The 25,656-nt window shown below is 38.4% G+C and carries 27 protein-coding genes; 26 read left to right on the forward strand and 1 reads right to left on the reverse strand.

Annotation, left to right across the window (positions count from 1 at the left end):
- The first annotated feature begins 69 nt into the window (after window positions 1-69).
- The 26 genes from ACJVDH_RS21160 to ACJVDH_RS21285 all read left to right on the forward strand — a co-directional run bounded on the left by ACJVDH_RS21160 (window position 70) and on the right by ACJVDH_RS21285 (window position 23,766).
- Window positions 70-900 carry a MotA/TolQ/ExbB proton channel family protein gene (locus ACJVDH_RS21160; RefSeq protein ID WP_443947645.1) on the forward strand — a complete coding sequence of 277 codons (831 nt, stop codon included), beginning with the start codon at window positions 70-72 and terminating at the stop codon, window positions 898-900.
- 81 nt (window positions 901-981) lie between these two features.
- Window positions 982-1,593, forward strand: a complete 612-nt coding sequence (locus ACJVDH_RS21165) for a biopolymer transporter ExbD (RefSeq protein WP_443945393.1) — start codon at window positions 982-984, stop codon at window positions 1,591-1,593.
- 6 nt (window positions 1,594-1,599) lie between these two features.
- The gene (locus tag ACJVDH_RS21170; protein WP_443945394.1) at window positions 1,600-2,106 is read left to right on the forward strand and encodes an ExbD/TolR family protein; all 507 of its coding nucleotides are present in this window, start codon (window positions 1,600-1,602) and stop codon (window positions 2,104-2,106) included.
- Window positions 2,107-2,124: 18 nt separating this feature from the next.
- Window positions 2,125-2,946, forward strand: a complete 822-nt coding sequence (locus ACJVDH_RS21175; RefSeq protein ID WP_443945395.1) for an energy transducer TonB — start codon at window positions 2,125-2,127, stop codon at window positions 2,944-2,946.
- A gap of 236 nt (window positions 2,947-3,182) precedes the next feature.
- Window positions 3,183-4,088 carry a PstS family phosphate ABC transporter substrate-binding protein gene (locus ACJVDH_RS21180; protein WP_443945396.1) on the forward strand — a complete coding sequence of 302 codons (906 nt, stop codon included), beginning with the start codon at window positions 3,183-3,185 and terminating at the stop codon, window positions 4,086-4,088.
- Between the two features lie 74 nt (window positions 4,089-4,162).
- Entirely contained in the window at window positions 4,163-5,878 is a 1,716-nt protein-coding gene (locus ACJVDH_RS21185) for a tetratricopeptide repeat protein (protein WP_443945397.1), read from the forward strand.
- Window positions 5,879-5,960: 82 nt separating this feature from the next.
- Entirely contained in the window at window positions 5,961-6,332 is a 372-nt protein-coding gene (locus ACJVDH_RS21190; protein WP_443945398.1) for an NADH-quinone oxidoreductase subunit A, read from the forward strand.
- A gap of 208 nt (window positions 6,333-6,540) precedes the next feature.
- Window positions 6,541-7,083: an NADH-quinone oxidoreductase subunit B gene (locus tag ACJVDH_RS21195; RefSeq protein WP_183765736.1), complete on the forward strand. Its 543-nt coding sequence runs from the start codon at window positions 6,541-6,543 to the stop codon at window positions 7,081-7,083.
- Entirely contained in the window at window positions 7,083-7,583 is a 501-nt protein-coding gene (locus ACJVDH_RS21200; protein WP_443945399.1) for an NADH-quinone oxidoreductase subunit C, read from the forward strand. The genes ACJVDH_RS21195 and ACJVDH_RS21200 overlap by 1 nt, the downstream gene beginning before the upstream one ends.
- A gap of 3 nt (window positions 7,584-7,586) precedes the next feature.
- The gene (locus ACJVDH_RS21205) at window positions 7,587-8,801 is read left to right on the forward strand and encodes an NADH-quinone oxidoreductase subunit D (protein ID WP_443945400.1); all 1,215 of its coding nucleotides are present in this window, start codon (window positions 7,587-7,589) and stop codon (window positions 8,799-8,801) included.
- Entirely contained in the window at window positions 8,794-9,306 is a 513-nt protein-coding gene (locus ACJVDH_RS21210) for an NADH-quinone oxidoreductase subunit NuoE family protein (RefSeq protein WP_443945401.1), read from the forward strand. The genes ACJVDH_RS21205 and ACJVDH_RS21210 overlap by 8 nt, the downstream gene beginning before the upstream one ends.
- Before the next feature lie 74 nt (window positions 9,307-9,380).
- The gene (nuoF, locus tag ACJVDH_RS21215) at window positions 9,381-10,748 is read left to right on the forward strand and encodes an NADH-quinone oxidoreductase subunit NuoF (RefSeq protein ID WP_443945402.1); all 1,368 of its coding nucleotides are present in this window, start codon (window positions 9,381-9,383) and stop codon (window positions 10,746-10,748) included.
- Window positions 10,749-10,880: 132 nt separating this feature from the next.
- Window positions 10,881-11,891, forward strand: a complete 1,011-nt coding sequence (locus ACJVDH_RS21220; RefSeq protein WP_443945403.1) for a 2Fe-2S iron-sulfur cluster-binding protein — start codon at window positions 10,881-10,883, stop codon at window positions 11,889-11,891.
- Window positions 11,891-12,928 (forward strand): NADH-quinone oxidoreductase subunit NuoH, encoded by a 1,038-nt coding sequence (gene nuoH, locus ACJVDH_RS21225; protein ID WP_443945404.1) that lies wholly within the window; start codon window positions 11,891-11,893, stop codon window positions 12,926-12,928. Before ACJVDH_RS21220 ends, nuoH begins: the two co-directional genes overlap by 1 nt.
- Window positions 12,929-12,930: 2 nt before the next feature.
- Window positions 12,931-13,434: a NuoI/complex I 23 kDa subunit family protein gene (locus tag ACJVDH_RS21230; protein ID WP_443945405.1), complete on the forward strand. Its 504-nt coding sequence runs from the start codon at window positions 12,931-12,933 to the stop codon at window positions 13,432-13,434.
- A gap of 103 nt (window positions 13,435-13,537) precedes the next feature.
- On the forward strand, window positions 13,538-14,041 hold the full coding sequence (locus ACJVDH_RS21235; RefSeq protein WP_443945406.1) for an NADH-quinone oxidoreductase subunit J family protein: 504 nt from the start codon (window positions 13,538-13,540) through the stop codon (window positions 14,039-14,041).
- Entirely contained in the window at window positions 14,041-14,370 is a 330-nt protein-coding gene (gene nuoK, locus ACJVDH_RS21240; RefSeq protein ID WP_443945407.1) for an NADH-quinone oxidoreductase subunit NuoK, read from the forward strand. The genes ACJVDH_RS21235 and nuoK overlap by 1 nt, the downstream gene beginning before the upstream one ends.
- Window positions 14,371-14,389: 19 nt before the next feature.
- Window positions 14,390-16,279 (forward strand): NADH-quinone oxidoreductase subunit L, encoded by a 1,890-nt coding sequence (gene nuoL / locus ACJVDH_RS21245; RefSeq protein ID WP_443947646.1) that lies wholly within the window; start codon window positions 14,390-14,392, stop codon window positions 16,277-16,279.
- Window positions 16,280-16,298: 19 nt separating this feature from the next.
- Window positions 16,299-17,762, forward strand: a complete 1,464-nt coding sequence (locus ACJVDH_RS21250; protein WP_443945408.1) for a complex I subunit 4 family protein — start codon at window positions 16,299-16,301, stop codon at window positions 17,760-17,762.
- A 3-nt stretch (window positions 17,763-17,765) separates the two neighbouring features.
- Window positions 17,766-19,139 (forward strand): NADH-quinone oxidoreductase subunit N, encoded by a 1,374-nt coding sequence (locus tag ACJVDH_RS21255; RefSeq protein WP_443945409.1) that lies wholly within the window; start codon window positions 17,766-17,768, stop codon window positions 19,137-19,139.
- Window positions 19,140-19,187: 48 nt separating this feature from the next.
- Window positions 19,188-19,847, forward strand: a complete 660-nt coding sequence (locus ACJVDH_RS21260; RefSeq protein ID WP_443945410.1) for a DedA family protein — start codon at window positions 19,188-19,190, stop codon at window positions 19,845-19,847.
- A 3-nt stretch (window positions 19,848-19,850) separates the two neighbouring features.
- Window positions 19,851-20,402, forward strand: a complete 552-nt coding sequence (locus tag ACJVDH_RS21265; RefSeq protein WP_443945411.1) for an inorganic diphosphatase — start codon at window positions 19,851-19,853, stop codon at window positions 20,400-20,402.
- Entirely contained in the window at window positions 20,402-21,829 is a 1,428-nt protein-coding gene (locus tag ACJVDH_RS21270; RefSeq protein ID WP_443945412.1) for a hemolysin family protein, read from the forward strand. Before ACJVDH_RS21265 ends, ACJVDH_RS21270 begins: the two co-directional genes overlap by 1 nt.
- An 8-nt stretch (window positions 21,830-21,837) precedes the next feature.
- Entirely contained in the window at window positions 21,838-22,551 is a 714-nt protein-coding gene (locus tag ACJVDH_RS21275; RefSeq protein WP_443945413.1) for a 16S rRNA (uracil(1498)-N(3))-methyltransferase, read from the forward strand.
- 128 nt (window positions 22,552-22,679) lie between these two features.
- A complete protein-coding gene (locus ACJVDH_RS21280; RefSeq protein WP_443945414.1) occupies window positions 22,680-23,264 on the forward strand; it encodes a DUF4159 domain-containing protein in 585 nt (194 codons plus the stop codon).
- 1 nt (window position 23,265) lies between these two features.
- A complete protein-coding gene (locus ACJVDH_RS21285; RefSeq protein ID WP_443945415.1) occupies window positions 23,266-23,766 on the forward strand; it encodes an acetyl-CoA carboxylase biotin carboxyl carrier protein subunit in 501 nt (166 codons plus the stop codon).
- Between the two features lie 53 nt (window positions 23,767-23,819).
- On the opposite strand, the gene ACJVDH_RS21290 is transcribed toward ACJVDH_RS21285, so the two are convergent.
- Window positions 23,820-25,502 carry an SUMF1/EgtB/PvdO family nonheme iron enzyme gene (locus ACJVDH_RS21290; protein WP_443945416.1) on the reverse strand — a complete coding sequence of 561 codons (1,683 nt, stop codon included), beginning with the start codon at window positions 25,500-25,502 and terminating at the stop codon, window positions 23,820-23,822.
- Window positions 25,503-25,656: the final 154 nt, after the last annotated feature.

Below are 25,656 nucleotides of genomic sequence, written 5' to 3' on the forward strand. Positions count from 1 at the left end.
TGTGTAGTACAAAAAGTAAAAAAAGCTAAAAAATTAAAAACAAGAACTAAAACTAAAAATTTAAAAAAAATGGCAAACGCACCAAAACCAACAACTGTTAAGAAAGAAAGCTCTTCTAGTGCTTCAAATGTATTTGCAACATTAGTTATTCCAATTTGTATTGTGATTGGTTTTATCATTTGGAGATATGTATTAGGTGATCCAAGTAACTTTATCGATAACAACAACGAAAATTTACCATTACCTAACAACTATCCTGGTACAGCTTTTAAAGGGGGTCCGATCGTGGCGGTTTTAATTGGATTGTTATTGACTACAATCGTTTTCTCAATCGAGCGTTTTATTGTTATCGGTAAAGCAAGCGGAAAATCTAGTTTAGATACTTTTATCATCAAAGTAAAAGGTTTATTGAATGCTGGTAACATCGAAGCTGCAAAAGCAGAATGCGATAAACAACAAGGATCTGTAGCTAACGTAATCAAATCTGGTTTGAAAAAATACAGCGAAGTTGAAGCTGATTCAAATTTAGATGTTGAACAATCTATCGTTGCCATCCAAAAAGAAGTTGAAGAAGCTACTGCTTTAGAAATGCCTATGTTGGAGCAAAACTTAACTATCATCGCTACCTTGGTATCAATCGGTACTTTGATCGGTTTATTGGGTACAGTAACAGGTATGATCCGTGCATTCGCCGGTTTGGCTAACTCTGGAGCTCCGGATCAAGCAGCTTTGGCGGTAGGTATCTCTGAGGCATTGATCAACACAATGACTGGTATCTCTGTATCAACTTTGGCAATTATCATGTATAACATCTTAACTTCTAAAATTGATAAATTAACTTACGCAATTGATGAAGCTGGTTTCAGCATCGTTCAAACATACGCTAGTTCGCATAAATAAGAATTTTGAAAATATTTTTACCGGCTTTATGGAAAACCGGGAAAAAGTTCATCATTGTTAAAAAACTAGTAAAAAAATATTATGCCTAGAATTAAAGTTAAAAGAACCAGTACAGTAACAGACATGACCGCCATGTGCGACGTGGCCGCGCTGTTGCTTACGTTCTTCATATTAACGGCTACGGCAAGACAACCTGAACCTTTGGCGGTATCAACTCCTTCTTCAACGTATGAGTTTAAAGTACCGGCAGAAAATAACGCCACTTTAACAATTGGCCAAGGTAAGGTGTTCTTTGAGGTGGCCGGACCTGCTGTCAGGATGAGGACGTTGGAATTAATGGGCGAAGAGTATAAAATCAACTTCACCCCAGAAGAAAAAACAAAATTTAGCGGACTTGGTAGTTTTGGTGTACCAGTACAAAGTCTGAAAGACTTACTCGCAATGGGTAGTGCGGATAGAATGAAGCCTGGAATCCAACCTGGAATCCCTGCAGATTCTACCAATAACCAATTAAACTCTTGGGTGCTTAACGCACGTAAAGCAACCTCTGAGATTAATAACCAAGCCATGCGCGTGAGTATTAAAGGAGATTCTAAAGAAGAATATCCTGTAGTCAAAAAGATTGTTGACATTCTTCAGAAACAAAAAATCAATAAATTTTTATTGGTTACTAATGCTGAAGCAAAAAAGTAATAAGAAATGGCAGAATTAAATACAGGCGGGAAGAAAGCCACACCAAGGGTTGATATGACTCCGATGGTGGATCTGATGTTTCTTTTGGTAACATTCTTTATCTTGACTACAGTAATATCTACACCACAAGCAATGGATATTGTTAAGCCGGATAAAGACGATAACAACCAAGACAACAGATTAGAGCTTAAAGCAACAAAAACCATGACTATCCTTTTGGGTAAAAATGATAAGGTAGCTTGGTACATGGGAGAAGCAGGTAAAACTGCTCCAACTTATGAGAGCTTAGCACAAGTTGACAAGGCGATCATTCAAAACAGAAAAGTTGCAGATGCATCTGGAGTTGCTGGCGATTTCGTAGTGTTGGTAAAACCAACAAGCGGTTCAACGTTCAAAAACTTCGTAGATATTATGGATGAATTGGAGATATTAAAGGTGAAAGTTCGTCAGATTGATGATGATAACATCTTAGATAGCGAAAAAGAGTCGATGAAATCGCAAGGAATTTTATAAACAAGTAAAACATTAATCATGTCAAAATTAGATATATTCAGAAAAGAATGGCTTGAGGTTGTTTTTACGGATAAAAACAAAAATTATGGCGCGTACCAATTGCGTAAATCAAATGGTACAAACACAACCAAAGCTTTATTAATTGGTTCGGTCGTATTTCTTGTTTTGTTCTTTTCTCCAAAAATCTATGGGTTAATTAAAGGATCCGGAGATCAGGAAGAAGAGCAAATGAAAGCTCAGGAAGTCGTAATTGCACCGCCACCACCGGTAAATCCGGAAACACCTCCACCACCACCGGTAGAGCCACCGCCACCAAAAGTGGATCAGGTTAAAATGCCACCTCCAATCGTAAAGCCAGATGAGCAAGTACGTGATGAGGAGCCACCAACCGTAGAAAAATTGAAAGAAGCTGATCCAGGTCAGCGTGACATCAAAGGCGATCCAACTGCAGACATTGTAATTGCTGCACCAGTTGGTGAGGGACCAAAAAGAGAAGCTGCAGTTGCGGTAGATGATAACCAGGTTTATGACTTCGTTAGTATCGAAAAACAACCAGAATTTCCAGGAGGTTTGGCTAAGTTCTACAAGTACTTAGGTAATGCAATCAAGTATCCGCCAATGGCACAAGAAAACAACGTACAAGGTAAAGTATTCTTGTCTTTCGTTGTGGAGAAAGATGGTAAATTAACCGATATTACAGTAACACGTGGTTTGGGTAGCGGAACTGACGAAGAAGCGATTCGTGTATTAAAAGCGAGTCCACGTTGGAATCCGGGTATTCAAAATGGTAAACCTGTAAGGGTAAAATACAACATCAACGTTAACTTTACATTGAACTAAAAGTAAATGTTAAATTTTGATATTTTTAAGCAAAAATCGCCTAAACAGCGGTTTTTGCTCATTTTAGGGCTAATCATGTTTGTTTTTTATGTGATCCTCGGCCTCGCATTTATCTTTTGGACAGCGCTTCCACTTAATATTGATAGAGTATATAAAATTCTAATCGGTATATTTTTGATTGTTTATGCTTTTATCAGACTATTGAGTTTAGGTAGAAGAGACTAAGTTATCCCCTTATGAAGAACCTGCTATTCATTTTATTATTGTTGGGCTTTATATCCTGTAAACAAAAGGATAAGGATAAAGAAGAGGCGACTACACAAGGCTATACCAGTGGTAATCTGGATATTCTTGTTGATGAAAGTGTTGGGCCTATCGTACAAAAAGAAATGGATATTTTTAGTTTAGATTATCCAAAAGCAACCTTTAGTACTGTTTTCAAGCCTGAGCAAAAGATTATTACATCTTTCCTTAACGATAGCATCCGGGTGATTGTATTGCCTCGAATGCTCACAAAAGAAGAAGAGAAGTTTTATCAACAACGCAACATTCGAATCAATACCTTACGTTTCGCTATTGACGGTATTGCTTTAATTACAAATAAAGATAATATTGATAGTACAATTAACGTTATAGAGGTGATTGACGTTTTACAGGGTAAAAAAACAAACAAAAAACTGATTTTTGATAACGCTTACTCCAGTACATTTCATTATTTTAAAGATTTGGCCCAAATAAAGGAGTTCCCGAAACAAGGTGTTTATTCGAAAAATTCAAGCAATGAGGTCATTCGTTTTGTTGCAGAAAATAAAGATTTTATTGGTATATTGGGCGTAAATTGGCTGTCTGAGAACAATACAGAGGTTTCCGATGCACTTGCTAAGATTAAAGTTTTAGGTGTAAAGAATACAAAAGGCGGTATCGGAGACGATAATTATTACAAGCCAACACAACAAAATCTAATAAATGGTGTTTATCCTTTTCTAAGAAATATTAATATCATTAATTGCGAAGGCAGAGGTGGCTTAGGTACAGGATTTTCAGTTTGGCTAACCAGCCAACGCGGGCAACTGCTTGTTTTGAAGTCCGGACTTGCACCACATAAATTAATGCCGAGAGAGATTAACGTAAAAAAAGAATAGTAAATAAATAAATCATAAATCGAACCACAGAGTATAAATTGCTCTAGGATTAATTAAAAAAACAGGAAAATCCGATGAAAATTTTAAAGAAAGCAATAACCTTAAATGTAGGTTTAGTGTTGATGGGTTCTGCAGTTTTTGCTCAAAATTTAAACGACGCGAAAAAAGCGATTGACGCTGAACAGTATCAAAAAGCTTCATCAATGTTGAAATCATTGGTTAGCTCATCTAAAGACGGTGAAACATTTTATAACCTTGGCTTAGTTTACCTAAAAACGGGTTATATTGATTCGGCTAGAACAGTGTTTACACAAGGTTTAGCTGCGGATCCGAAAAACAATCTAAATCTGATTGGCTTAGGAGAAGCTGATTTATTGTCTAACAACCCTACTTCTGCTAAAACGAATTTCGATAAAGCAATTGAAGTAAATAAAAAAGACTACAAAACGTATTTAAATATCGGCCGTGCGTATTTGGCACAAGATAAACCATCTGACGATGTGTCTAAGCCAGATTTCGAAAATGCAATTGCCAATATCACTAAAGCAGATGAATTGGATTCTAAGGATAAAGATGCAGATGTATTCTTGGCTTTAGGTGATGCATATGCTTTACAAAAGAAAAACTCTGAGGCGTTAGGTCCATACATGCGTGTTACTGATGTTGATCCGAACAACAGAAGATCTAAAACACAGATTGGTAAAATGTACAAGGAATCTAAAGCATTCCCTGAAGCAGAGAAAGAATTAAATGATGTAATTACTGCTGATCCAAATTATGGCCCGGCTTACCGCGAATTGGGCGAGTTGTATTTGATCTGGGGTAGCTTTGGCGTAGATAAAGAGAAATCTGCTAAAGCGGTTGAGAACTACAAGAAATATATGGATTTGACGGACAAATCTTTGGAGTCTCAGTTGCGCTATATGCAATTCTTATTTTATGCAAAAGATTTCCCTACTTTACAGCAAGTAGCATCTAGCGTACAAGTACCTGCAGATAGCCCAAAAGCGGCAGTTGTAGCAAGGTTGAAAGGTTGGTCTGCTTATGAAAATGAAAATTATCCACAGGCACTTACTGATATGACAGATTTTTTCGCGAAAGAAAAAGATCAGTCTAGAATTTTAGCAAACGATTATCTTTATTTAGGTAAGTCTCAACTTAAAGCTGGTCAAGATAGCTTGGCTCTAATCAATATCGAGAAGGCTGTAGAAAAAGATTCAGTAAACGCAGATGCTCTAGCAGAAATTGCAAAAAGCTACTTTGATGCAAAGAAATACGACAAAGCAGCTCAGATTTACGAAAAAGCAATCAAAGCTAATCCTAACGGAAAAGGGTCATTATATAACTACTATTATGAAGCATTAGCATATTATTTTGATTATGCAGGTAAATATAGTGCTAAGCAGAATCCGACTAAAGATGGTTTGGTAAAAGCAGATTCTGCAATTGCAAAAGTGACTCAATTGGCACCAGACACTTATGATGCATATCTTTGGAGAGCTCGTATTAATAGTTTAGCTGATGACGAGAAAGATCCAAAAGGCTTAGCAAATCCACACTTCGAAGAGTTTATCAAAAAAGTAAGCGAAAAACCAGAAGTTGCGACAGCTAATGCTAAGAAACTGTCTGAAGCCTATGACTCTTTAGGTGGATTCTATTACTATAAAGATAAAGATAAAGCAAAAGAATATTTTGCTAAAAGTATCGAAGTATATCCATCGGGAACTTTTGCTGCTGCTAAACTTAAAGAGTTGAATGCTCCTGCAGCACCAGCAAAAAAAGGTAAATAATAATTTTAAATAGCAATTAAGAAAAGGCAGAGTTTGGTTACTCTGCCTTTTTCTTTTACTTTTGCATCAAAATATGTCAATTATGCAAGTTCAAAGCGCCCCTATAGATTTTTTACCTATTATTTTTCAGGTTATTGTGGCTCTAGGTTTTGTGGTAACTACGTTGGTTGCTACTCACTTTTTAGGTCCAAAACGCAAAACCAGCGATAAGCTGGAAACTTTTGAAGCCGGTATTAAAGTTGTGGGTAATGCGCGTCAGCCATTCTCTATTAAATATTTTGTTGTAGCTATTCTCTTCGTACTTTTTGATGTTGAAGTGATTTTTATGTACCCTTGGGCAGTAAACTTCCGATCATTGCGTATGGAAGGTATGATTGAAATGTTCATTTTTATGGGTACATTATTGCTTGGTTTTATCTATGTAATCAAGAAAAAAGTTCTCGACTGGAACTAATTCTATAATTGCTGCTACCTGTCTTTGCTCTACTACATTTCTGTTGAAATGAAACAGGAAGTTAGTGTGTAGCAGGTACACTAACAAAAGCCATACAGACCTATTTAGAAAGGTTCTAAATCAATGTAAGCTAGTTCAATTACCTTTTAAATATTGTAATTTTGCTGCTCATTCCTTAATTGGGAATGAGCATTTTTTGTTTTTAGACATGAGTGAAATTAATATAGTAGATGCGCCACCGGGAACCGAAGGGCCTGGCTATTTTGCCACTTCCCTGGACAAAGTAATAGGCTTAGCCCGCTCAAATTCATTGTGGCCTTTACCTTTTGCAACTTCTTGTTGTGGAATCGAATTTATGGCAACCATGGGTTCTCATTACGATTTGGGTCGTTTTGGCGCAGAACGTTTGAGTTTCTCCCCACGCCAGGCAGACGTTTTAATGGTTATGGGTACTATCGCTAAAAAAATGGCGCCAGTACTTAAACAAGTGTATATCCAAATGGCAGAACCACGTTGGGTAATGGCAGTTGGCGCTTGCGCAAGCAGCGGAGGAATCTTCGATACCTATTCGGTATTACAAGGTATTGATGAGGTTATTCCCGTAGATGTTTATGTTCCGGGTTGCCCGCCAAGACCAGAAGCAATCCTAGACGGCTTTCAACGTATTCAGGATTTGGTGAAAAATGAATCGGGAAGACGACGTAATTCTGACTATTATAAACAACTTTTAGGTCAATACGGCATCAAATAATGGAAGAGACTACGTTAAATAACGATATCCACGTTAAGCTGACTGAAAAATTTGGTGAGAAAGTTACGGCTGTTTCAGAGCCATATGGCTTATTAACCTTTGTAACCTATAAAGATGTGATCATTAATGTGCTTTCGCATCTTAAAAACGAACTTAAATTTAATTTCCTTACAGATATTACAGCAGTGCATTATCCGGGAAAGGATCACGGAATTGCAGTTGTTTACCATCTTAATAATATGGTAGAACGTGTAAGAGTTAGAATTAAAGTTTTTATCTCTGAACAAGATCCAACAATCCCAACAGCAACGTCGGTTTGGTTAGGAGCCAACTGGATGGAGCGGGAAACTTACGATTTATTTGGGGTTAAGTTTGAAGGACATCCTGATTTGCGCCGTATTCTAAATATGGACGATTTAGGTGTTCATCCAATGTTGAAACAATATCCATTGGAAGATCCGAACAGAGTTGATAAAAAAGATGAATTTTTTGGAAGGTAAGCTATGAATCATAACCATCCCGTATTTACAGATAACGACCCGCAAAGCGAATTGGTTACCTTAAATTTAGGTCCAACTCACCCCGCAACCCACGGTGTATTCCAAAATGTATTGCAGTTAGACGGTGAGCGTATAGTTAGCGGCGTTTCTACCATCGGATATATTCACCGTGCTTTCGAGAAGATTGCGGAACATCGTCCGTTTTACCAGATTACTCCTTTAACAGATCGTTTAAACTACTGTTCATCGCCAATCAACAATATGGGCTGGCACATGACCGTAGAAAAATTATTGAATATTAAGTTGCCAAAACGTGTAGACTATCTTCGCGTTATTGTAATGGAACTTTCACGTATCGCCGATCATATTATCTGTAATACGATTATTGGTCAGGATACCGGCGCAACAACTACTTTCCTTTATTTGTTCCAGTTTCGTGAACATATTTATGAGATTTTTGAAGAAGTTTGCGGCGCACGATTAACAACAAACATTGGTAGAATTGGTGGTTTCGAAAGAGATTTCAATGATATTGCCTTCGCCAAAATCAGTAAATTTCTTAATGAATTTCCAAAGGCGCTTAAAGAATTTGAAGCCTTGCTAAACCGTAACCGTATTTTCATCGATCGTACGGCTGGTGTGGCTGAGGTGACAAAAGAAAAAGCGCTTGAATACAGCTGGACAGGGCCGCTTTTACGTGCTACTGGCGTGGATTACGACGTTCGCGTTGCCGATCCGTATTCATCTTATCAAGATTTTGATTTTGAAGTTCCTGTAGGTACAAGTGGAGATATATATGATCGTTATCTGGTGCGGAACGAAGAAATGTGGCAAAGTTTGCGCATTATCGAACAAGCGCTAGAGAAAATTAAAGCCGAGCCAAAAGGCATATTTCATGCCGATGTTCCGGATTTCTATCTTCCTCCGAAACAAGAAGTTTACAACAATATGGAAGCATTGATCTATCATTTCAAAATAGTGATGGGCGAAATAGATGCACCAAAAGCAGAAGTTTATCACGCTGTGGAAGGCGGAAATGGCGAATTGGGTTTTTATCTGATTAATGATGGCGGCCGTACACCTTATCGTTTGCACTTCCGCAGACCAAGTTTTATAAATTACCAAATGTTTGCTCCGATGAGCGAAGGCATGTTATTGTCTGATGCCATTATCAACATGAGTAGTATGAACATTATTGCAGGAGAATTAGATGCTTAAAGTAGAAGAAACAGCACCTGTAGAGTTTTCATCAGAATTGCTGGCCAAATTTGATGACGTTAAAAGTCGTTATCCGGAAGGAAAACAAAAATCGGCATTACTGCCCTTGCTACACTTGGTACAAGCCGAATTTCTTTGGGTAAGTACATCAGCAATGGATAAGGTTGCCGAATATTTAAACATTCAGCCGATTGAGGTTTATGAAGTTGCTACATTTTATACAATGTACTTCTTAAAGCCACAAGGTAAATATGCTTTAGAAGTTTGCCGTACAGGCCCTTGTTGCCTTGTTGGGGCAGAAAAGATTCTGGCACATCTGGAAGAAAAGCTTGGCGTTAAAGAAGGCGAAGTTACGGCAGATGGGTTATTCAGCTTTAGAGGAGTTGAATGTTTAGCTGCTTGTGGTTTCGGGCCAGTTTTGCAGATCAGTCCAGAGTATACATTCTACGAAAACCTGACAACAGAAAGCGTAGATAAATTGATTGAAGATTTAAAAAACAAATAACCCCCGGCTCCCGGAAAAGGGAGTTTTGATAACGAGGGGAAAAGTCCCCTTCAGGGGATTTAGGGGTATAAATAATGAGCCGTAAATTACTACTAGAGCATATAAACGTACCAGGCATTAACACGCTTGAAGTTTATCGCCAAAAAGGCGGATACCGCGCTGTGGAGAAAGCCTTGAAAACTTTGACTCCTGAAGATGTTGTTGAGGAAGTTAAAAAATCTGGTTTGCGTGGGCGTGGTGGTGCAGGATTTCCTACCGGAATGAAATGGAGCTTTTTGGCCAAACCAGAAGGTGTTGCAAGATATTTGGTTTGCAATGCTGATGAATCTGAGCCAGGAACATTCAAGGATCGCTTTTTAATGACCCATATCCCACATGCATTAATTGAAGGAATGATAGTTTCCAGCTTTGCTTTGGGTGCTAAAGTTTCTTATATCTACGTTCGTGGAGAAATGATGCCTCAAATCCGTATTCTGGAGCGTGCAATTGCTGAAGCAAAAGCTGCAGGTTGGTTGGGTAAAAATATTTTAGGTTCAGGTTACGACCTCGAATTGTATGTTCAGCCTGGGGGCGGTGCTTATATTTGCGGTGAAGAAACTGCCTTATTAGAATCATTAGAAGGAAAACGTGGAAATCCGCGTATTAAACCTCCTTTTCCGGCAATTGCTGGCCTATATGGTTGCCCAACGGTAGTAAATAACGTAGAGTCCATCGCAGCTGTTGTTCCCATCATTAATGACGGTGGAGAAGAATATTCAAAAATTGGTATTGGTAGAAGTACAGGGACGAAGTTGATTTCTGCATCAGGAAACTTAGTTAGGCCTGGAGTTTATGAAATTGAATTGGGCTTGCCTGTTGAAGAGTTTATTTACTCTGACGAATATTGTGGCGGTATTGCCAACGGAAAACGCCTAAAGGCGACAGTTGCAGGTGGTTCATCTGTGCCCGTACTCCCAGCAAACCTTACGCTAAAACTGGCGAACGGCGATCCGCGTTTGATGAGTTATGAATCTTTATCTGAAGGTGGTTTTGCTACCGGAACAATGATGGGTTCTGGTGGTTTCATCGCATTTGATGAAGATCAGTGTATTGTTAGAAATACTTGGAATTTCGCTCGTTTTTATCATCACGAAAGTTGTGGACAATGTTCTCCTTGCCGTGAAGGTACAGGATGGATGGAAAAAATCCTTCATAAGATAGAACATGGTCATGGCTCTATGGATGACGTTGATTTGTTGTGGGATGTACAACGTAAAATTGAAGGAAACACCATTTGTCCGCTAGGAGATGCAGCTGCATGGCCGGTTGCGAGTGCAATCCGTCATTTTAGAGATGAGTTTGAATGGCATATTAAAGAACCGGTAAAAAGTCAGCAACAGAATTACGGTTTGGCAGATTATGCAAAGCCGATTGAAAAAGCGCCGGTAACGGAAGAAAAATAATTAAGGCTACTATTAAGCATCACGTCATTGCGAGGAACGAAGCAATCCTAATGCAATAGTGAAAAAAGAAATAAGATTGCTTCGTGCCTCGCAATGACGGCAAGAGCATAAATAATAAGATTACCATTAACCATGAGTGAAAAAGTTAAGGTTACGATAGATGGAATAACAGTAGAAGTTGATAACGGAACAACGATCCTGAATGCTGCACGGCAAATTGGGGGAGAAATTGTTCCGCCAGCAATGTGTTATTATTCCAAATTGCAAGGCAGTGGCGGTAAATGCCGCACTTGCATTGTTAAGGTGACTAAAGGTTCGGAAAAAGATCCCCGCCCGATGCCAAAATTGGTTGCTTCATGCCGTACCACAGTAATGGACGGGATGGAAGTACTCAATATCACTTCGCCGGAAGTGTTGGAAGCACGTGCCGGAGTGGTAGAAATTTTGTTGATCAACCATCCACTGGATTGTCCGGTTTGTGACCAGGCAGGTGAATGCGATCTTCAGAATTTAGGTTATGAGCATGGTTTGCAGAAAACCCGTTATGAGTTTGAACGCCGTACTTTTGATCGTATCGATATTGGCGATAAAATTCAGCTGCATATGAACCGTTGCATTTTATGTTACCGTTGCGTATTCACTGCCGACCAAATCACCAATAAACGTGTTCATGGTATCTTAAACCGTGGTGATCATTCAGAAATTTCAACCTATATCCAAACAGCTGTTGAGAACGATTTCTCCGGAAATGTTATTGATGTTTGTCCGGTAGGCGCATTAACAGATAAAACGTTCCGGTTCAGAAATCGTGTATGGTTTACAAAACCCGTAGATGCACACCGCAACTGCGATCACGAAAAATGCAATGGTAAAGTAACGCTTTGGTACAAAGGAGAAGATGTTTTACGTGTAACTGCGCGTAAAGATCAATTTGGAGAAGTTGAAGAATTTATCTGTAATACTTGCCGTTTCGATAAAAAAGCAACCTCTGATTGGGTAATTGAACATCCAACGCATATTGATGATACTTCGGTTATTGCGTCTAACCATTACGAAACATTAAAGCCTTTGCCGGTTATTAAACCGAATGCAGCTTTGCAAGCAGCTAATGAAATTGAATTACATAAAACAGTAAAATACTAATGGATACCGGTTTTATTATAGAAAAATTTATTCTGGTTGCCGTTATTTTCGGAATCAGTTTAGTCGTAGCCATGTATTCTACATATGCAGAGCGTAAAGTTGCGGCATATTTGCAAGATCGTTTGGGTCCGGATAGGGCAGGTCCTTTTGGCATTTTGCAACCATTGGCTGATGGTGTAAAAATGTTTATGAAGGAAGAAATTATTCCGGCAACTTCCAATAGGTGGTTATTTATCGTTGGTCCTGGCTTGGCTTTACTTTGTGCCTGTATTGGTACAGCAGTAATTCCATGGGGAAGCCCGGTAGAAATCGCTGGTAAAATTGTTCCGCTTCAGGTTGCAGATATTAATGTCGGTGTTTTATACATCTTTGGCGTGGTATCACTTGGTGTGTATGGTGTAATGATTGGCGGTTGGGCATCAAACAATAAATATTCGTTGTTAAGTGCCATTCGCGCTGCATCTCAGAACATCAGTTATGAGATTGCAATGGGTTTATCTATCATCGCATTATTATTGGTTACCAATACTTTAAGTTTGAAAGATATTGTAGATCAGCAACATGGCTGGAGATGGAATGTATTGTATCAGCCGCTTGGTTTTATCATTTTCATGGTGTGCTCATTTGCAGAAACCAACCGTGCACCTTTCGATTTACCAGAATGTGAAACGGAATTGATTGGTGGTTATCATACAGAATATTCATCAATGAAACTCGGTTTTTATCTATTTGCAGAATACATCAATATGTTTGTTTCTTCTGCAGTGATGGCCGCTTTGTATTTCGGTGGTTATAATTATCCAGGTATGGATTGGATTGCTGCACATTGGGGACCAACATGGGCACCATTGTTTGGTACCGGAGTTTTCTTTTTGAAAATTGTACTGTTCATTTTCTTTTTTATGTGGGTACGCTGGACAATACCGCGTTTCCGTTATGATCAATTGATGAATCTGGGATGGAAAGGTTTAATTCCTTTAGCCATTGCAAATATTATAGTAACAGGTGTTGTGATTGCGATTATTGAGAAGTTTTAATTATGGAATCATTAAGTAACAAGAAAAAAGTACTGGAACAAAAGCCGCTGAGCTTTATGGAGAAAATGTACCTACCAGCAATTGCGAAAGGTATGGGCATTACCATCAGTCACTTATTTAAAAAAGAGGCTACCGTTAGATACCCTGAAGTAGAACGCGAATTTTCGACCAATTTTAGAGGAATGCATTCTCTTAAACGCGATGAAAATGGAAAAGAACGTTGTACGGCTTGTGGTTTATGCGCATTGTCTTGTCCGGCAGAAGCCATTACCATGATTGCTGCAGAGCGTAAAGCGGATGAAAAACATTTATATCGTGAAGAGAAATATGCAGCTACATATGAAATTAATATGTTGCGTTGTATTTTCTGCGGTTTGTGTGAAGAAGCTTGCCCGAAAGAAGCCATTTACTTAGATGGCCCAATTGTGCCGGCCGATTATTTACGTAAAGATTTTATTTACGGAAAAGATAAATTGGTTGAAGCGCCGCTTGAAGTAAAAAAATAATTTAACTAATCGTCATTGCGCGGAACGAAGCAATCCTAAAGCAATGGTTTGAGAATAAGATTGCTTCTTGCCTCTGTTAAAGGAGATTTAAAATAACAAATTAATGAGTACACAGGTATTCTATTTCGTAGCCACATTAAGTATCATCTTTTCGCTGATGGTGATTTTTGCAAAAAATCCGATTCACAGCGTTTTGTATCTGATCCTTACTTTTTTCACATTTACCGTTCACTACGTATTGTTGAATGCACAGTTTTTAGCCGTTGTAAATTTCATTGTTTATATGGGCGCAATTATGGTGCTTTTCCTTTTCGTATTGATGTTGCTGAATCTCAACAAAGAAACAGAACCGGTAAAATCCCCATTGATCAAAATTGTTGGAATAATTGCCGGAGGATGTCTGATCGTTACTTTGATTGGTTCGTTAAAATCAGCCAGTATTACAAATCCTTTAATCCTTAAAAATCCGGGATTAGGTCTGGTAGAGAACTTAGGAAAGGAACTTTTTGGTCCGTTCCTGTTGCCGTTCGAGTTGTCATCTTTATTGCTCTTGTCTGCAATGGTTGGCGCAGTTTTATTATCTAAAAGAGATGAGGTAGAAGCATAATGGAAAATTTAACTACACAACTTCAAGGCGTACCGCTTAACCATTACATTTATTTAAGTGCAATCATTTTTACGATTGGCGTAATTGGTGTATTAACAAGAAGAAATGCAATCGTTATTTTTATGTCAGTAGAACTGATGTTAAATGCCGTTAATCTTCTTTTAACCGCATTTTCGGTACACAGCAACGATCCTTCGGGTCAGGTTTTCGTATTCTTTATTATGGCTTTGGCTGCTGCAGAAGTTGCGGTTGGTCTAAGTATTATCGTAATGGTATACAGAAATACGAAATCAATAGATATTAATGTTTTAAATCGCCTTAAGTGGTAAATATATAGTAAGAATGACAATAGAACAATTGATTTGGTTGGTTCCATTACTTCCTTTTTTGGGGTTTGTAATTAACGGACTGGGCAGAAAATCTTTATCTAAAGGCCTTGTTGGAGTTATCGGAAGTGGAGTAATTCTGGCTTCTTTTATCATCAGCATCGTTATTTTCTTTAGTTTACAAGGCGATACGCAAAAAACCCACGAGGTATTTTTATTTGATTGGATTAGCGCAGGCAGTTTGCACATTCCACTTTCATTTTTGGTCGATCCGCTAAGTTCGATCATGTTATTGATTATTACCGGCATCGGATTCTTAATTCATCTGTATTCTACAGGTTATATGCACGATGATGAAGGATTCGGTAAATTCTTCTCTTACCTGAATCTGTTTGTTTTCTTTATGCTTTTATTGGTATTGGGATCAAACTACATTGTAATGTTTATTGGTTGGGAAGGTGTGGGCTTGTGTTCTTACCTGTTAATCGGGTTTTGGTACACCAATAGCGCATACGCATCTGCTGCAAAAAAAGCATTTGTAATGAACAGAATTGGTGATTTGGGTTTTCTACTCGGAGTTTTCCTGATGTTCAATTTTTTCGGAAGCGTTGAGTTTTCAAAAATATTCCCTCAGGCGGCTACTATGCTTCCGGGCAATAACACTTTATTCTGGATAACCATTTTATTATTTATTGGTGCGTGTGGTAAATCTGCGCAATTGCCGTTATTTACCTGGTTGCCAGACGCGATGGCCGGTCCAACACCAGTTTCGGCTTTAATCCATGCGGCAACAATGGTTACTGCAGGGATTTACATGATTGCCCGTTCAAGTGTATTGTTTGATTTGGCTCCTGTTACGCAAAATATCATTGCAATTATTGGTACCGCTACGGCCTTAGTTGCTGCAATAATCGCACTTACACAAACTGATATAAAGAAGGTTTTGGCTTACTCTACCGTTTCTCAGTTAGGTTACATGTTTTTGGGCTTGGGTGTTGGTGCATATACCGGATCATTTTTCCACGTATTGACACACGCATTTTTCAAAGCCTTGTTGTTTTTGGGTGCCGGTTCAGTTATACACGCCATGCACCACGAACAAGATATGCGCCACATGGGTGGATTGAAATCTAAATTGAAAAACACTTACGCAACGATGATGATCGGTACCATCGCAATTGCGGGATTGCCGCCGTTTTCTGGTTTCTTTTCTAAAGATGAAATTCTGGCAAATGCTTTTGAACACAATAAGGTTCTTTGGGCAATTGGTCTTTTCACTGCGTTTCTTACTGCTTTTTATATGTTCAGAATGATGTTCCTTACTTTCTTCGGAAAATACCGCGGAACACATCATGAAGAAAGTCATATTCATGAGTCTCCGGCCTCAATGACAATTCCATTAATTGTGCTAGCCATTCTTGCTGCAGTTGGTGGAGCATTGAACATTCCACACGTTTTTGGTGGAAATACCTGGCTTGAGCATTGGTTAAGTCCGGTTGTTGCCCAACATGAGTTAAATTTGGATCATACCACAGAATATGCTTTGATGGGTGTTTCGGTTTTGGCTGCATTAGCTGCAACAATCTACGCATATAGCAAATACGTAAAAGGTGCACATGTGCCCGTTGCCGATGAAGCGCCACGTTCTGCTTTAGCAAAATTATCATACAACAAATTTTACCTGGATGAGATCTACGAGTTTTTAGTTACAAAACCGTTAGATGCATTGTCTAAATTTTTCTATAAAATCATCGATAATAAAGTTATTGATGGTATTGTAAATGGTTTAGGTTGGGGAACAAATGAAACCAGTAAAGGCATTCGTTTGCTGCAAAGTGGAAATGTAGGTTTCTATATTTTTATGATGGTTTTTGGAATCATCGCATTGCTGTTATACACTTTATACATATAAAAAGGGTTCAAAAATAATAATGGAGCAACTTTTACTACTTATATTTCTACCGCTTGCAGGTGCTGTTATCTCTGCATTTTCGGGTAAGTCGGCCAAGATCGTCTCTACGGTTTTCGCCGTAATTTCTCTGGGTTTGGCTTTGGTTATGGCAGGTAATTTCATTCCTGATGCAAGCACACAATTTGAAGCTAATTTGCCATGGATTGCCGATCTGGGCATTCGTTTTCATGCCGGAATTGATGGCATCAGCATGTTAGTTGTATTACTAACCAATATTCTAATTCCAATTATCATCTTATCTAGTTATAAGCACAAATACGAAAACTCAGCAGCTTTTTATGCGCTGATTTTATTTATGCAAACGGGTTTGCTTATCGTATTTACAGCAATGGATGCATTTCTATTTTATATTGGATGGGAAGCAGCATTAATTCCGATTTATTTTATCTGTGCCATTTGGGGCGGAAAGGACCGTGTTAGAGTAAACATGAAATTTTTCGTGTATACAATTGCGGGTTCACTTTTCATGCTAATGGGGATTATCTATCTGTATTTACAGAATCCTGCTCATAACTTTGAGATTCAGGCTTTTTACCATTTGCCGTTAGATGCAAGTCAGCAAGGCTGGATTTTCTGGGCCTTTTTTATTGCCTTCGCTATAAAAATGCCGATTTTTCCTTTCCATACCTGGCAACCAGATACGTATACTGTTGCACCTGCACAAGGTACTATGTTGCTTTCTGGTATTATGTTAAAAATGGGGATTTACGGGGTGATCAGATGGTTGTTGCCTATCGTGCCTCACGGAGTACAAGATTGGTCTGGTTTGGTAATCACTTTGTCTATCATCGGAATTATTTATGCCTCAATTATTGCTTTTAAACAAAAAGATGCAAAACGCCTGGTTGCATATTCATCTATTGCTCACGTCGGTTTAATTGCTGCCGGTATTTTTGCCTTAAATCAACAAGGTATGCAAGGCGCAATGATGCAAATGCTTAGCCACGGTATTAACGTTGTAGGTTTGTTCTTTGTACTAGATATTATATCATCCAGATTAAAAACCAATAAAATAGAAGAGCTTGGCGGTTTAGCTAAAGTTGCGCCACAGTTGGCTATTGCCTTCTTAATTATCGTTTTGGGAACAGTTGCTTTACCAGTAACAAACGGTTTTATTGGCGAATTTCTGTTGCTTTTAGGCATTTATAATTATTGTGCCTGGGCTGCAGCTATTGCTGGCTTAACCATCATTTTTGGTGCAGTATATATGTTGCGCACTTATCAGAATGTAATGCTTGGCAAAACAAATTCGCTTACGTTAACTTTTACCGATATTCAAGGAAGCGAAAAGTTGGTACTATTTATCATTTGTGCGTTGATCATTGTTTTGGGTGTTTATCCAAAACCTTTGCTGCACATCACAGAGGCATCTGTACAACATTTATTAGAACAGGTAAATCAAAAATTAACATCAGTAAAATAAGCAATGAATATAATTATAACCATTAGTATAACCGCTTTTGTAGTGCTTTATGCCGGATTGTTTAAAGCAAACAAAGCGTTATTGCCGCTTACTGTTATCGGTTTGCTTACCGCACTTGGATTTACCTTTGCAGCCTGGAACAGTAATATTGTTCACTATGATATGATCAAAGGCGATAATTTCGCACTTGCATTCTCCTCAATCTGCATTATCGGTACTTTATTGATTTTTCTACTAACCCAAAACTACTTTCACTCTAAGAGCGATAACATTGCAGAATATTATACATTAATCCTTTTTGCCCTGGCGGGGATGATCATGATGGTATCTTATAAAAACATGGCTATGTTATTTGTAGGACTTGAAATTATGTCTGTGAGTTTGTATATCCTTGCCGGAATACGTAAAAAGGATTTTGCCTCTAACGAAGCTTCATTAAAATATTTCTTAATGGGTGCTTTTTCTACGGGCTTCCTACTTTTCGGAATCGCGTTAATTTACGGTGCGTCTGGTTCTTTCGATTTAGATAAAATACAGGCTTACCTGGTTAACAATAATCAGAACATCTCTCCAATTTTTTATCCGGGTGTGATTTTGATGATGATTGGTTTAAGCTTTAAAGTTGGTGCAGCACCTTTCCATTTTTGGACACCAGATGTATATGAAGGTTCTCCAACCTTAATTACTACATTCATGAGTACTGTTGTTAAAACAGCAGGATTCGCCGCTTTTTTAAGATTATTTGCAGATGCTTTTGCACCGCTTCACGATTTTTATGTGGTTCCGCTAATGGTTATTGTTTGCCTTACCTTATTTATCGGAAATGTAACCGCATTATTTCAGAAAAACTTCAAGCGCATGCTTGCCTATTCAAGTATTTCACATGCAGGTTACTTATTGTTTTCAATCATTGCATTAACAGGCAATTCTGCCAATAATGTTTTGGTTTATGCAGCAGCTTATACTTTTGCGTCGATCATTGCATTTGCGGTTTTGATTCTTGTGAAGCAAAAAGTTGGAAATGACAGTTTCGACAGTTTTAATGGCTTAGGCAAGAAAAATCCATTTGTTGCAATCTGTTTAACCATTGCCATGCTTTCTTTGGCGGGTATTCCGCTAACGGCTGGTTTCATTGGTAAATATTTGATGTTCTTAAATGTAATGCGAGAGTACCAGGTGTTGCTTGTTGCCTTCGCCATCTTAAATGCATTAGTTGGTTTTTACTACTATTTTAGAGTTATTGCTGCAATGTGGTTTAAAGAAGGCGCAGAAACAGAGTTGAGTGCACCGATTCAATACAAAGTTGTATTGTTGCTTTCTGCATTGGTAACAATCATTTTAGGTATTTATCCGGCATTTGTTTTAAACCTGATTTAATAAACATCATTGTTAGAGAATTATTTGTAGTTTTACGAATAATTGAATATGCACGATTTTTGGACTAACCTGCATCACCTTATTGATCCCGAGAAATTATTGAGGGAGGGCGGTTTCTATCTCGTCGCATTTGTAATTTTTGCGGAGACCGGTCTGTTCTTTGGTTTCTTTCTTCCTGGCGATTATCTTTTGTTTCTCGCCGGAATGTTTGTAGCTACAGGCAAATTAGATGTGAATATTTTTGTACTGCTGGTTGGTTTATGTGTAGCCGCAATTTCAGGTAATTTTACTGGTTATTGGTTCGGGCGTAAAACTGGCCCGATGTTGTACACCAGGAAGGATAGTCTATTCTTTAAAAAGCGTTACCTCAAAGCAGCAGAAGAATATTATCACAAACAAGGCGCCTTCGCATTAATAATGGGACGGTTTGTGCCAATCGTACGCACATTTGCACCAATATTTGCCGGTGTAGTAAAACTCGATTTCAAACGTTTTGCATTTTATAACGTTCTGGGTGGTGTACTTTGGATCTGTTCATTAACCCTTTTGGGCTATTTTCTGGGCAGAAGATTCGAAAAAGAAATTAACGATTACTTATTATATATTATTATTGGGTTTATCCTTATCACAACTATTCCATTATTCATTACATTTGTAAGAAATAAAGTGGCGAAAAGTCCGGATGAGGAAAAAACAGATTTAGATTAAAAAATGGCAAAAGACGATCACCACGCTTGGCATAGCGTATCTCCGGGCAGTAACCTTCCTGAAACGGTTAATGCAATTATTGAAATCCCTAAGGGCTCAAAAGCAAAATACGAAATAGATAAAGAATCAGGTTTAATTAAATTAGACAGGGTTCTTTTTTCATCTGTAATGTATCCTGCCAATTACGGCTTCATTCCACAGACCTATTGCGACGATAAAGATCCATTAGATATTTTGGTTCTTTGTTCAGTTGATGTGTATCCAATGACTTTAATTGAAGCTAAAGTTGTTGGCGTGATGCACATGGTTGACAATGGCGAGCAAGACGATAAAATTATCGCAGTTGCTGCACATGACATGTCTGTAAATTATATTAATGATTTGGATGAATTGCCTCCACATCAAATGAAAGAAATTGTTCGTTTCTTCCAGGATTACAAAGCCCTAGAAGGGAAAAATGTAACGATTGAACATTTATTGGGTGTTCGGTATGCACATAAAGTGATTAAGGAAAGTATAGAACTTTATAATACTACATTTAGAGAATTAGCTTAATGGATTTACCCTCGGTCAGTTTGTTTTTAAATTTTGAGTTAGGTACGATATTATTCCCCAACCAATTGTTGCTCGTGGCAACAGATCCGGCAGATTCTTCTGGTATTGGATGGCGGTTATTCTTCGCATTATTTTTGGTGTTATTAAACGGTTTTTTTGTTGCAGCAGAGTTTGCAATAGTAAAAGTTCGGGCATCGCAAATTGAAATCAAAGCAAAAACTGGCAGCCGGGTTGGCAAAATGGCCAAAACCATTATTCATAATCTAGACGGTTATTTAGCCGCTACACAGTTGGGCATAACGCTTGCATCACTCGGCTTGGGTTGGGTTGGTGAAGACGTTATGCACACTATCTTTAAAAACCTTTTTGACAGCTTAGGTTGGGGTTTCAGTGAAGCATTTATTCACTCTGCATCCACAATTGTGGCCTTCTCGGTGATTACAATTATGCACATCGTTTTCGGTGAGCTGGCGCCAAAATCATTCGCCATTCAGCGCCCGGTTGCAACAACTATGTTTGTATCGGTTCCGCTTCAGTTATTTTACGTGGTATTTAAACCGTTTATTTGGGTACTTAACAGCTTCGCTGCCGTAATTTTGAAACCGTTTGGGATAGACACATCTGCTGGGCACGAGTCTTTGCACAGTACAGAAGAATTACAATATTTATTAGATCAAGGAAAAGAAAGTGGCGCATTAGACAATAACGAGCACGAGTTGATCAAAAATGTGTTCGACTTTAACGAGCGTGTAGTGAAAAACATTATGGTACCACGAACCAAAATTTCGGGTATTGAACTTGCATCGGATAAAGAGGAAGTTATCGATACAATCATAAAAGAGGGCTATTCACGGTTGCCTGTTTATGATGAAATTATGGATAAGATTGTCGGTATTATTCATGCAAAAGATATTCTGCCTCTTGTGGCATCAGGAAACGGTAGCTGGACGCTTAAAGACATTATTCGCAAACCGTATTTTGTAACGGAGACCAAGAAAATTAATGATTTGATGAGCGAGTTGCAATCCAACAGGATTCAGATTGCCATTGTACTAGATGAATTTGGTGGTACTGCGGGTATGGTTACACTTGAAGATATTGTTGAAGAACTTGTTGGAGAGATTCAGGATGAGTATGATGAAGAAAAGCCATTGGTAGAAAAGGTTTCTGATAATGAATTTATCGTAAGCTCATCAGCTACAGTGTATGATGTAAACGAATATCTACCACACGATTTGCCAGAAGACGAAGATTTTGATACCATCGGAGGGCTGGTCTCTCACATATTTGAACGCATTCCAGAAGTTGGAGAGAGCACAGATTCCTACGGTTACCTGTTTACCATTCTTAAAAAAACAGATCAAAATATTGAAACCGTTAAACTAGAAATGGTGATCAGCAAAGAAGATATGGTTGATAATCATTAAGTCTGATTATGCATATTTTCTACACTCCAGATATTTCAGGCAATTCTTATCAACTTAATGAAGAAGAAAGTAAACACTGCATAAGGGTTTTGCGTCTATCTGTCGGCGACGTTATTCAGCTTGTAGATGGAAAAGGTGGGTTTTACACCGCAGAAATTACTGCTGATAATCCTAAAAAAGTTGGTTTAAGCGTCCTAAAAGTCCAAACGGAGTTTCATAAGCGCAACCATTACCTTCATATTGCTGTTGCACCCACTAAAAATATAGACCGTATAGAGTGGTTTTTAGAAAAAGCAACAGAACTTGGGATTGACGAAATTACGCCGATCATATCCGATCGCTCTGAACGTAAAATTGTTAAAGAAGACCGGTTAAATAAAGTTATTACATCTGCGGTTAAACAATCTATAAAAGCATATCATCCACAATTAAATGACGCCATTTCTTTGGATCAGTTTTTAAAAACTCCATTTGATGGTGAATGTTTGATTGCGCATTGTATAGAAAGTGAGGAGAGCGGGGAAAAAAAATATATTTCAGATCTGATCGAACCACATGGCCGTTATCTGATCTTAATTGGACCCGAAGGTGATTTTACACCTGCAGAGGTAGAAACTGCTTTGAATAAAAACTTTAAACCACTAACTTTAGGTGAAAACAGACTTAGAACAGAAACGGCGGCACTCGCAGTGTGTTTTGAAGTCAATTACCTAAACCGATAGTGCAATTGAAGAATCGTCCAAATACTGCATTCCCTTTTCTTTCAAAAAATAGTGTATTCACGTCCGTTCTGTGCATAGTTGTTTTTGCATTACTTTCGTCTTTTAGTACAAATACACCCAGTTACCGTATGGCGAAATTAAAATATAACGGCGGTGGTGATTGGTATGCCGATCGGACGGCACTTCCAAATTTGATTGCTTTCTGCAATTCAAATCTTAAAACCAATTTTTATCCTGAAGAAAGCACAGTTGAAGTGAGTAGCAAAGAGATATTTAATTATCCTTTTGTTTACATGACTGGGCACGGAAATGTTGTTTTTAACGATCAGGAAGTGCAGAACCTCAGACAATACTTGATCGGTGGAGGTTTTCTTCATATTGATGACAATTATGGTCTTGATAAATTTATTAGACCGCAAATGAAAAAAGTATTTCCTGAGCTCACTTTTATAGAACTTCCGGCCAATCATCCGGTTTATAATCAAAAGTTTAAATTTCCAAATGGTTTGCCTAAAATCCACGAGCATGACGGGAAACGCCCTCAGGGTTTTGCATTGGTTTATAAAGGTCGTGTTGTTTGCTATTATACGTTTGAATGCGATTTAGGAAATGGCTGGGAGGATTTTGGAACCTATCCTGAAGATACTCAAGAATCCCGTACAAAGGCGCTTAAAATGGGCGCAAATCTGGTTCAATACGCTTTAACTCAATAATATGTACAAAATTAATGTAAATGGCCAGTTCCATTTTGAAGTGGAGCATAAAAATGGAGAAGTTAAATTAGGTGAAAAGGTACTTTCACTTGATGTTTTGGACTTGCCGAATGATCGCGCCAGCATTCTTTATGAGAACCGATCTTACAATACCGAACTTGTTGAAATCAACCGGCAGGAAAAAACCTGTAAGTTAAAAGTAAATGGGAACGTATATGACCTGAAGGTTGAGGATAATTTTGATCAGCTACTCAAACAGCTTGGCATGGATAATTTGTCATCTGTTAAAATTTCTGAAGTAAAAGCGCCAATGCCAGGTTTGGTTTTGCGCGTTTTGGTTGAAGAAGGAACAGAGGTTAAAAAGGGTGACAGTTTGGTTGTGCTGGAAGCAATGAAGATGGAGAATATTTTGAAATCTGCAACCGATGGAACGGTCAAGAAAATTCTGATTAAAGAAGGCAACAAGGTTGAAAAAAATCAGATTATGATTCAGTTTTCCTAATCTGAATAGAAAGATTCAATAGAAAAGGGCTTCAATTGAAGCCCTTTTCTATTTTATTTACCTCTGCTAACCCGATACGGTCTCGGAGGAGGAGTTTTGAAATTTCTTTTGCCTTGAGTACTGATTTCAGGTGCGCCCAACATCGTCATAGCACAACGGAAACCAACTTCAGCTGATGATTCATCTTGTTGCATGAAACGACGCGTTGCAGGATTTAACCAGTAAGCCATGTCATTCCATGAACCGCCTTTGTATACTCTGGATTTATCATTAACCAAAGTTACACCCTCGTCATTCAGCAATTTGTTTTGTCTGTCGCGGTAACCCCGTTCATCGGCTTGATAATCGGTTACGCGCGCCTTTGGATCTGGAGATTTTGAAATTGAATCAGATCTTTTTGCCAAAGCCTGTTTTTCTGCCCAGCTTAGTTTTCTGCCAGAATACGCATTTTCCTTAATTGGATTGCCATATTTATCTAGCGCAATTTTACCGCTTTGAGCATCCGCAAGTTGTTTGTTCTCAAAATAGTTACCACGGTAAGGGTTAAATGCATCAGCATCTGTAAAAGTTGCAGTTCTATACACATCATTTACCCACTCATTCACGTTTCCTGCCATGTTGTACAAACCAAAATCATTAGGAAGGTAAGAAATTACCGGAACGGTCAAATCTCCCTTATCATTTAATGATCCGCCAACACCCATATAATCTCCGGAAGAACGTTTAAAGTTCGCCTGAATCATCCCTCTGGTTTTTTTTGCTGCAGAGCTTACACCCAAACCATTCCACGGATAAATTTTATTCTGGTTAATGTTTTCGTATTCTGTATTTCCAATCAAACCAAGTGCGGCATATTCCCATTCGGCTTCAGTTGGCAGACGATACGGCTGCATAATTACACCATCTTCTAAAGTTGCTGTTCTGCGCGGTTGGCCGTTGCCTTTGCCGCCAGCATTTGGTGCCGCACCAGCTGTAGAGGTTGCTGCGCCAGCTTTAATATTGTAATCTACGGGAGCATTTTTTCCTTTATCGTCATATTGACCATTTAGATATGCATCGGTATTAAATGGTTTATCTGGTTTCGGGATTGCAGCTGCAGTAGTATTATTTCCTCTGCCAGTAGAATTTCCACTTTGTAAAGTTTTATAATCGGTCAAAATGCCTTTTTCCCGCAAAATAAACTCATTTGCGCGAGAAGTTCTCCATGTGCAATAGCGAGAAGCTTGTTCCCAGGATACGCCAACTACTGGATAATCGCGGTAGGCCGGGTGTCTTAGGTAATTATCTACGTAAGGTTCATTATATGAAAGTGCTCTACGCCAAACCAAAGAATCGGGCAGTTCATTGTAATAAAATTCCTGATCTTCAGGGAAGTTATACCTGATCCAGTGAAGATATTCCAGCCAATCTGTATTTGAGACTTCTGTTTCGTCCATATAGAAAGACGGAACCGTAACTTGTCTTTTGTAATTGTATATGTTTGGTTCTACGCCTGGAACTTCAATTGCGCTACCACCAACAACTAAAACACCACCTTCAATAGGAATTAATCCCGGACCGGGCGCTCGTTTGTATTTTGTGGCGACTGCAAATGCACCAGAAGCATTTTTCTTGCTGTTCCGATCTGCGTAAGGAATCCCAGTCTTACTGGAACTGTTCCCTCCTTTAGAGCTACAGCTAGATAAAAATCCTACCAAGCACAGGCAGGTGAAAGAATATAGTATAAATTTTTTCATACGTTATTAGGGATGTGCGCCTATGGCAATTCAACTGATAAAATTAAATAAATTTATATGAATAATAAACTTTGCGGCAACAATATCTAAGAATATATTTTATATGCCTTAACGTATTATTTTTAGACGTATTGTGTATACTTGAAAATATCTC

The organism is Pedobacter terrestris, from assembly GCF_052343045.1.
In the GTDB taxonomy this organism is placed as follows: Bacteria; Bacteroidota; Bacteroidia; order Sphingobacteriales; family Sphingobacteriaceae; genus Pedobacter.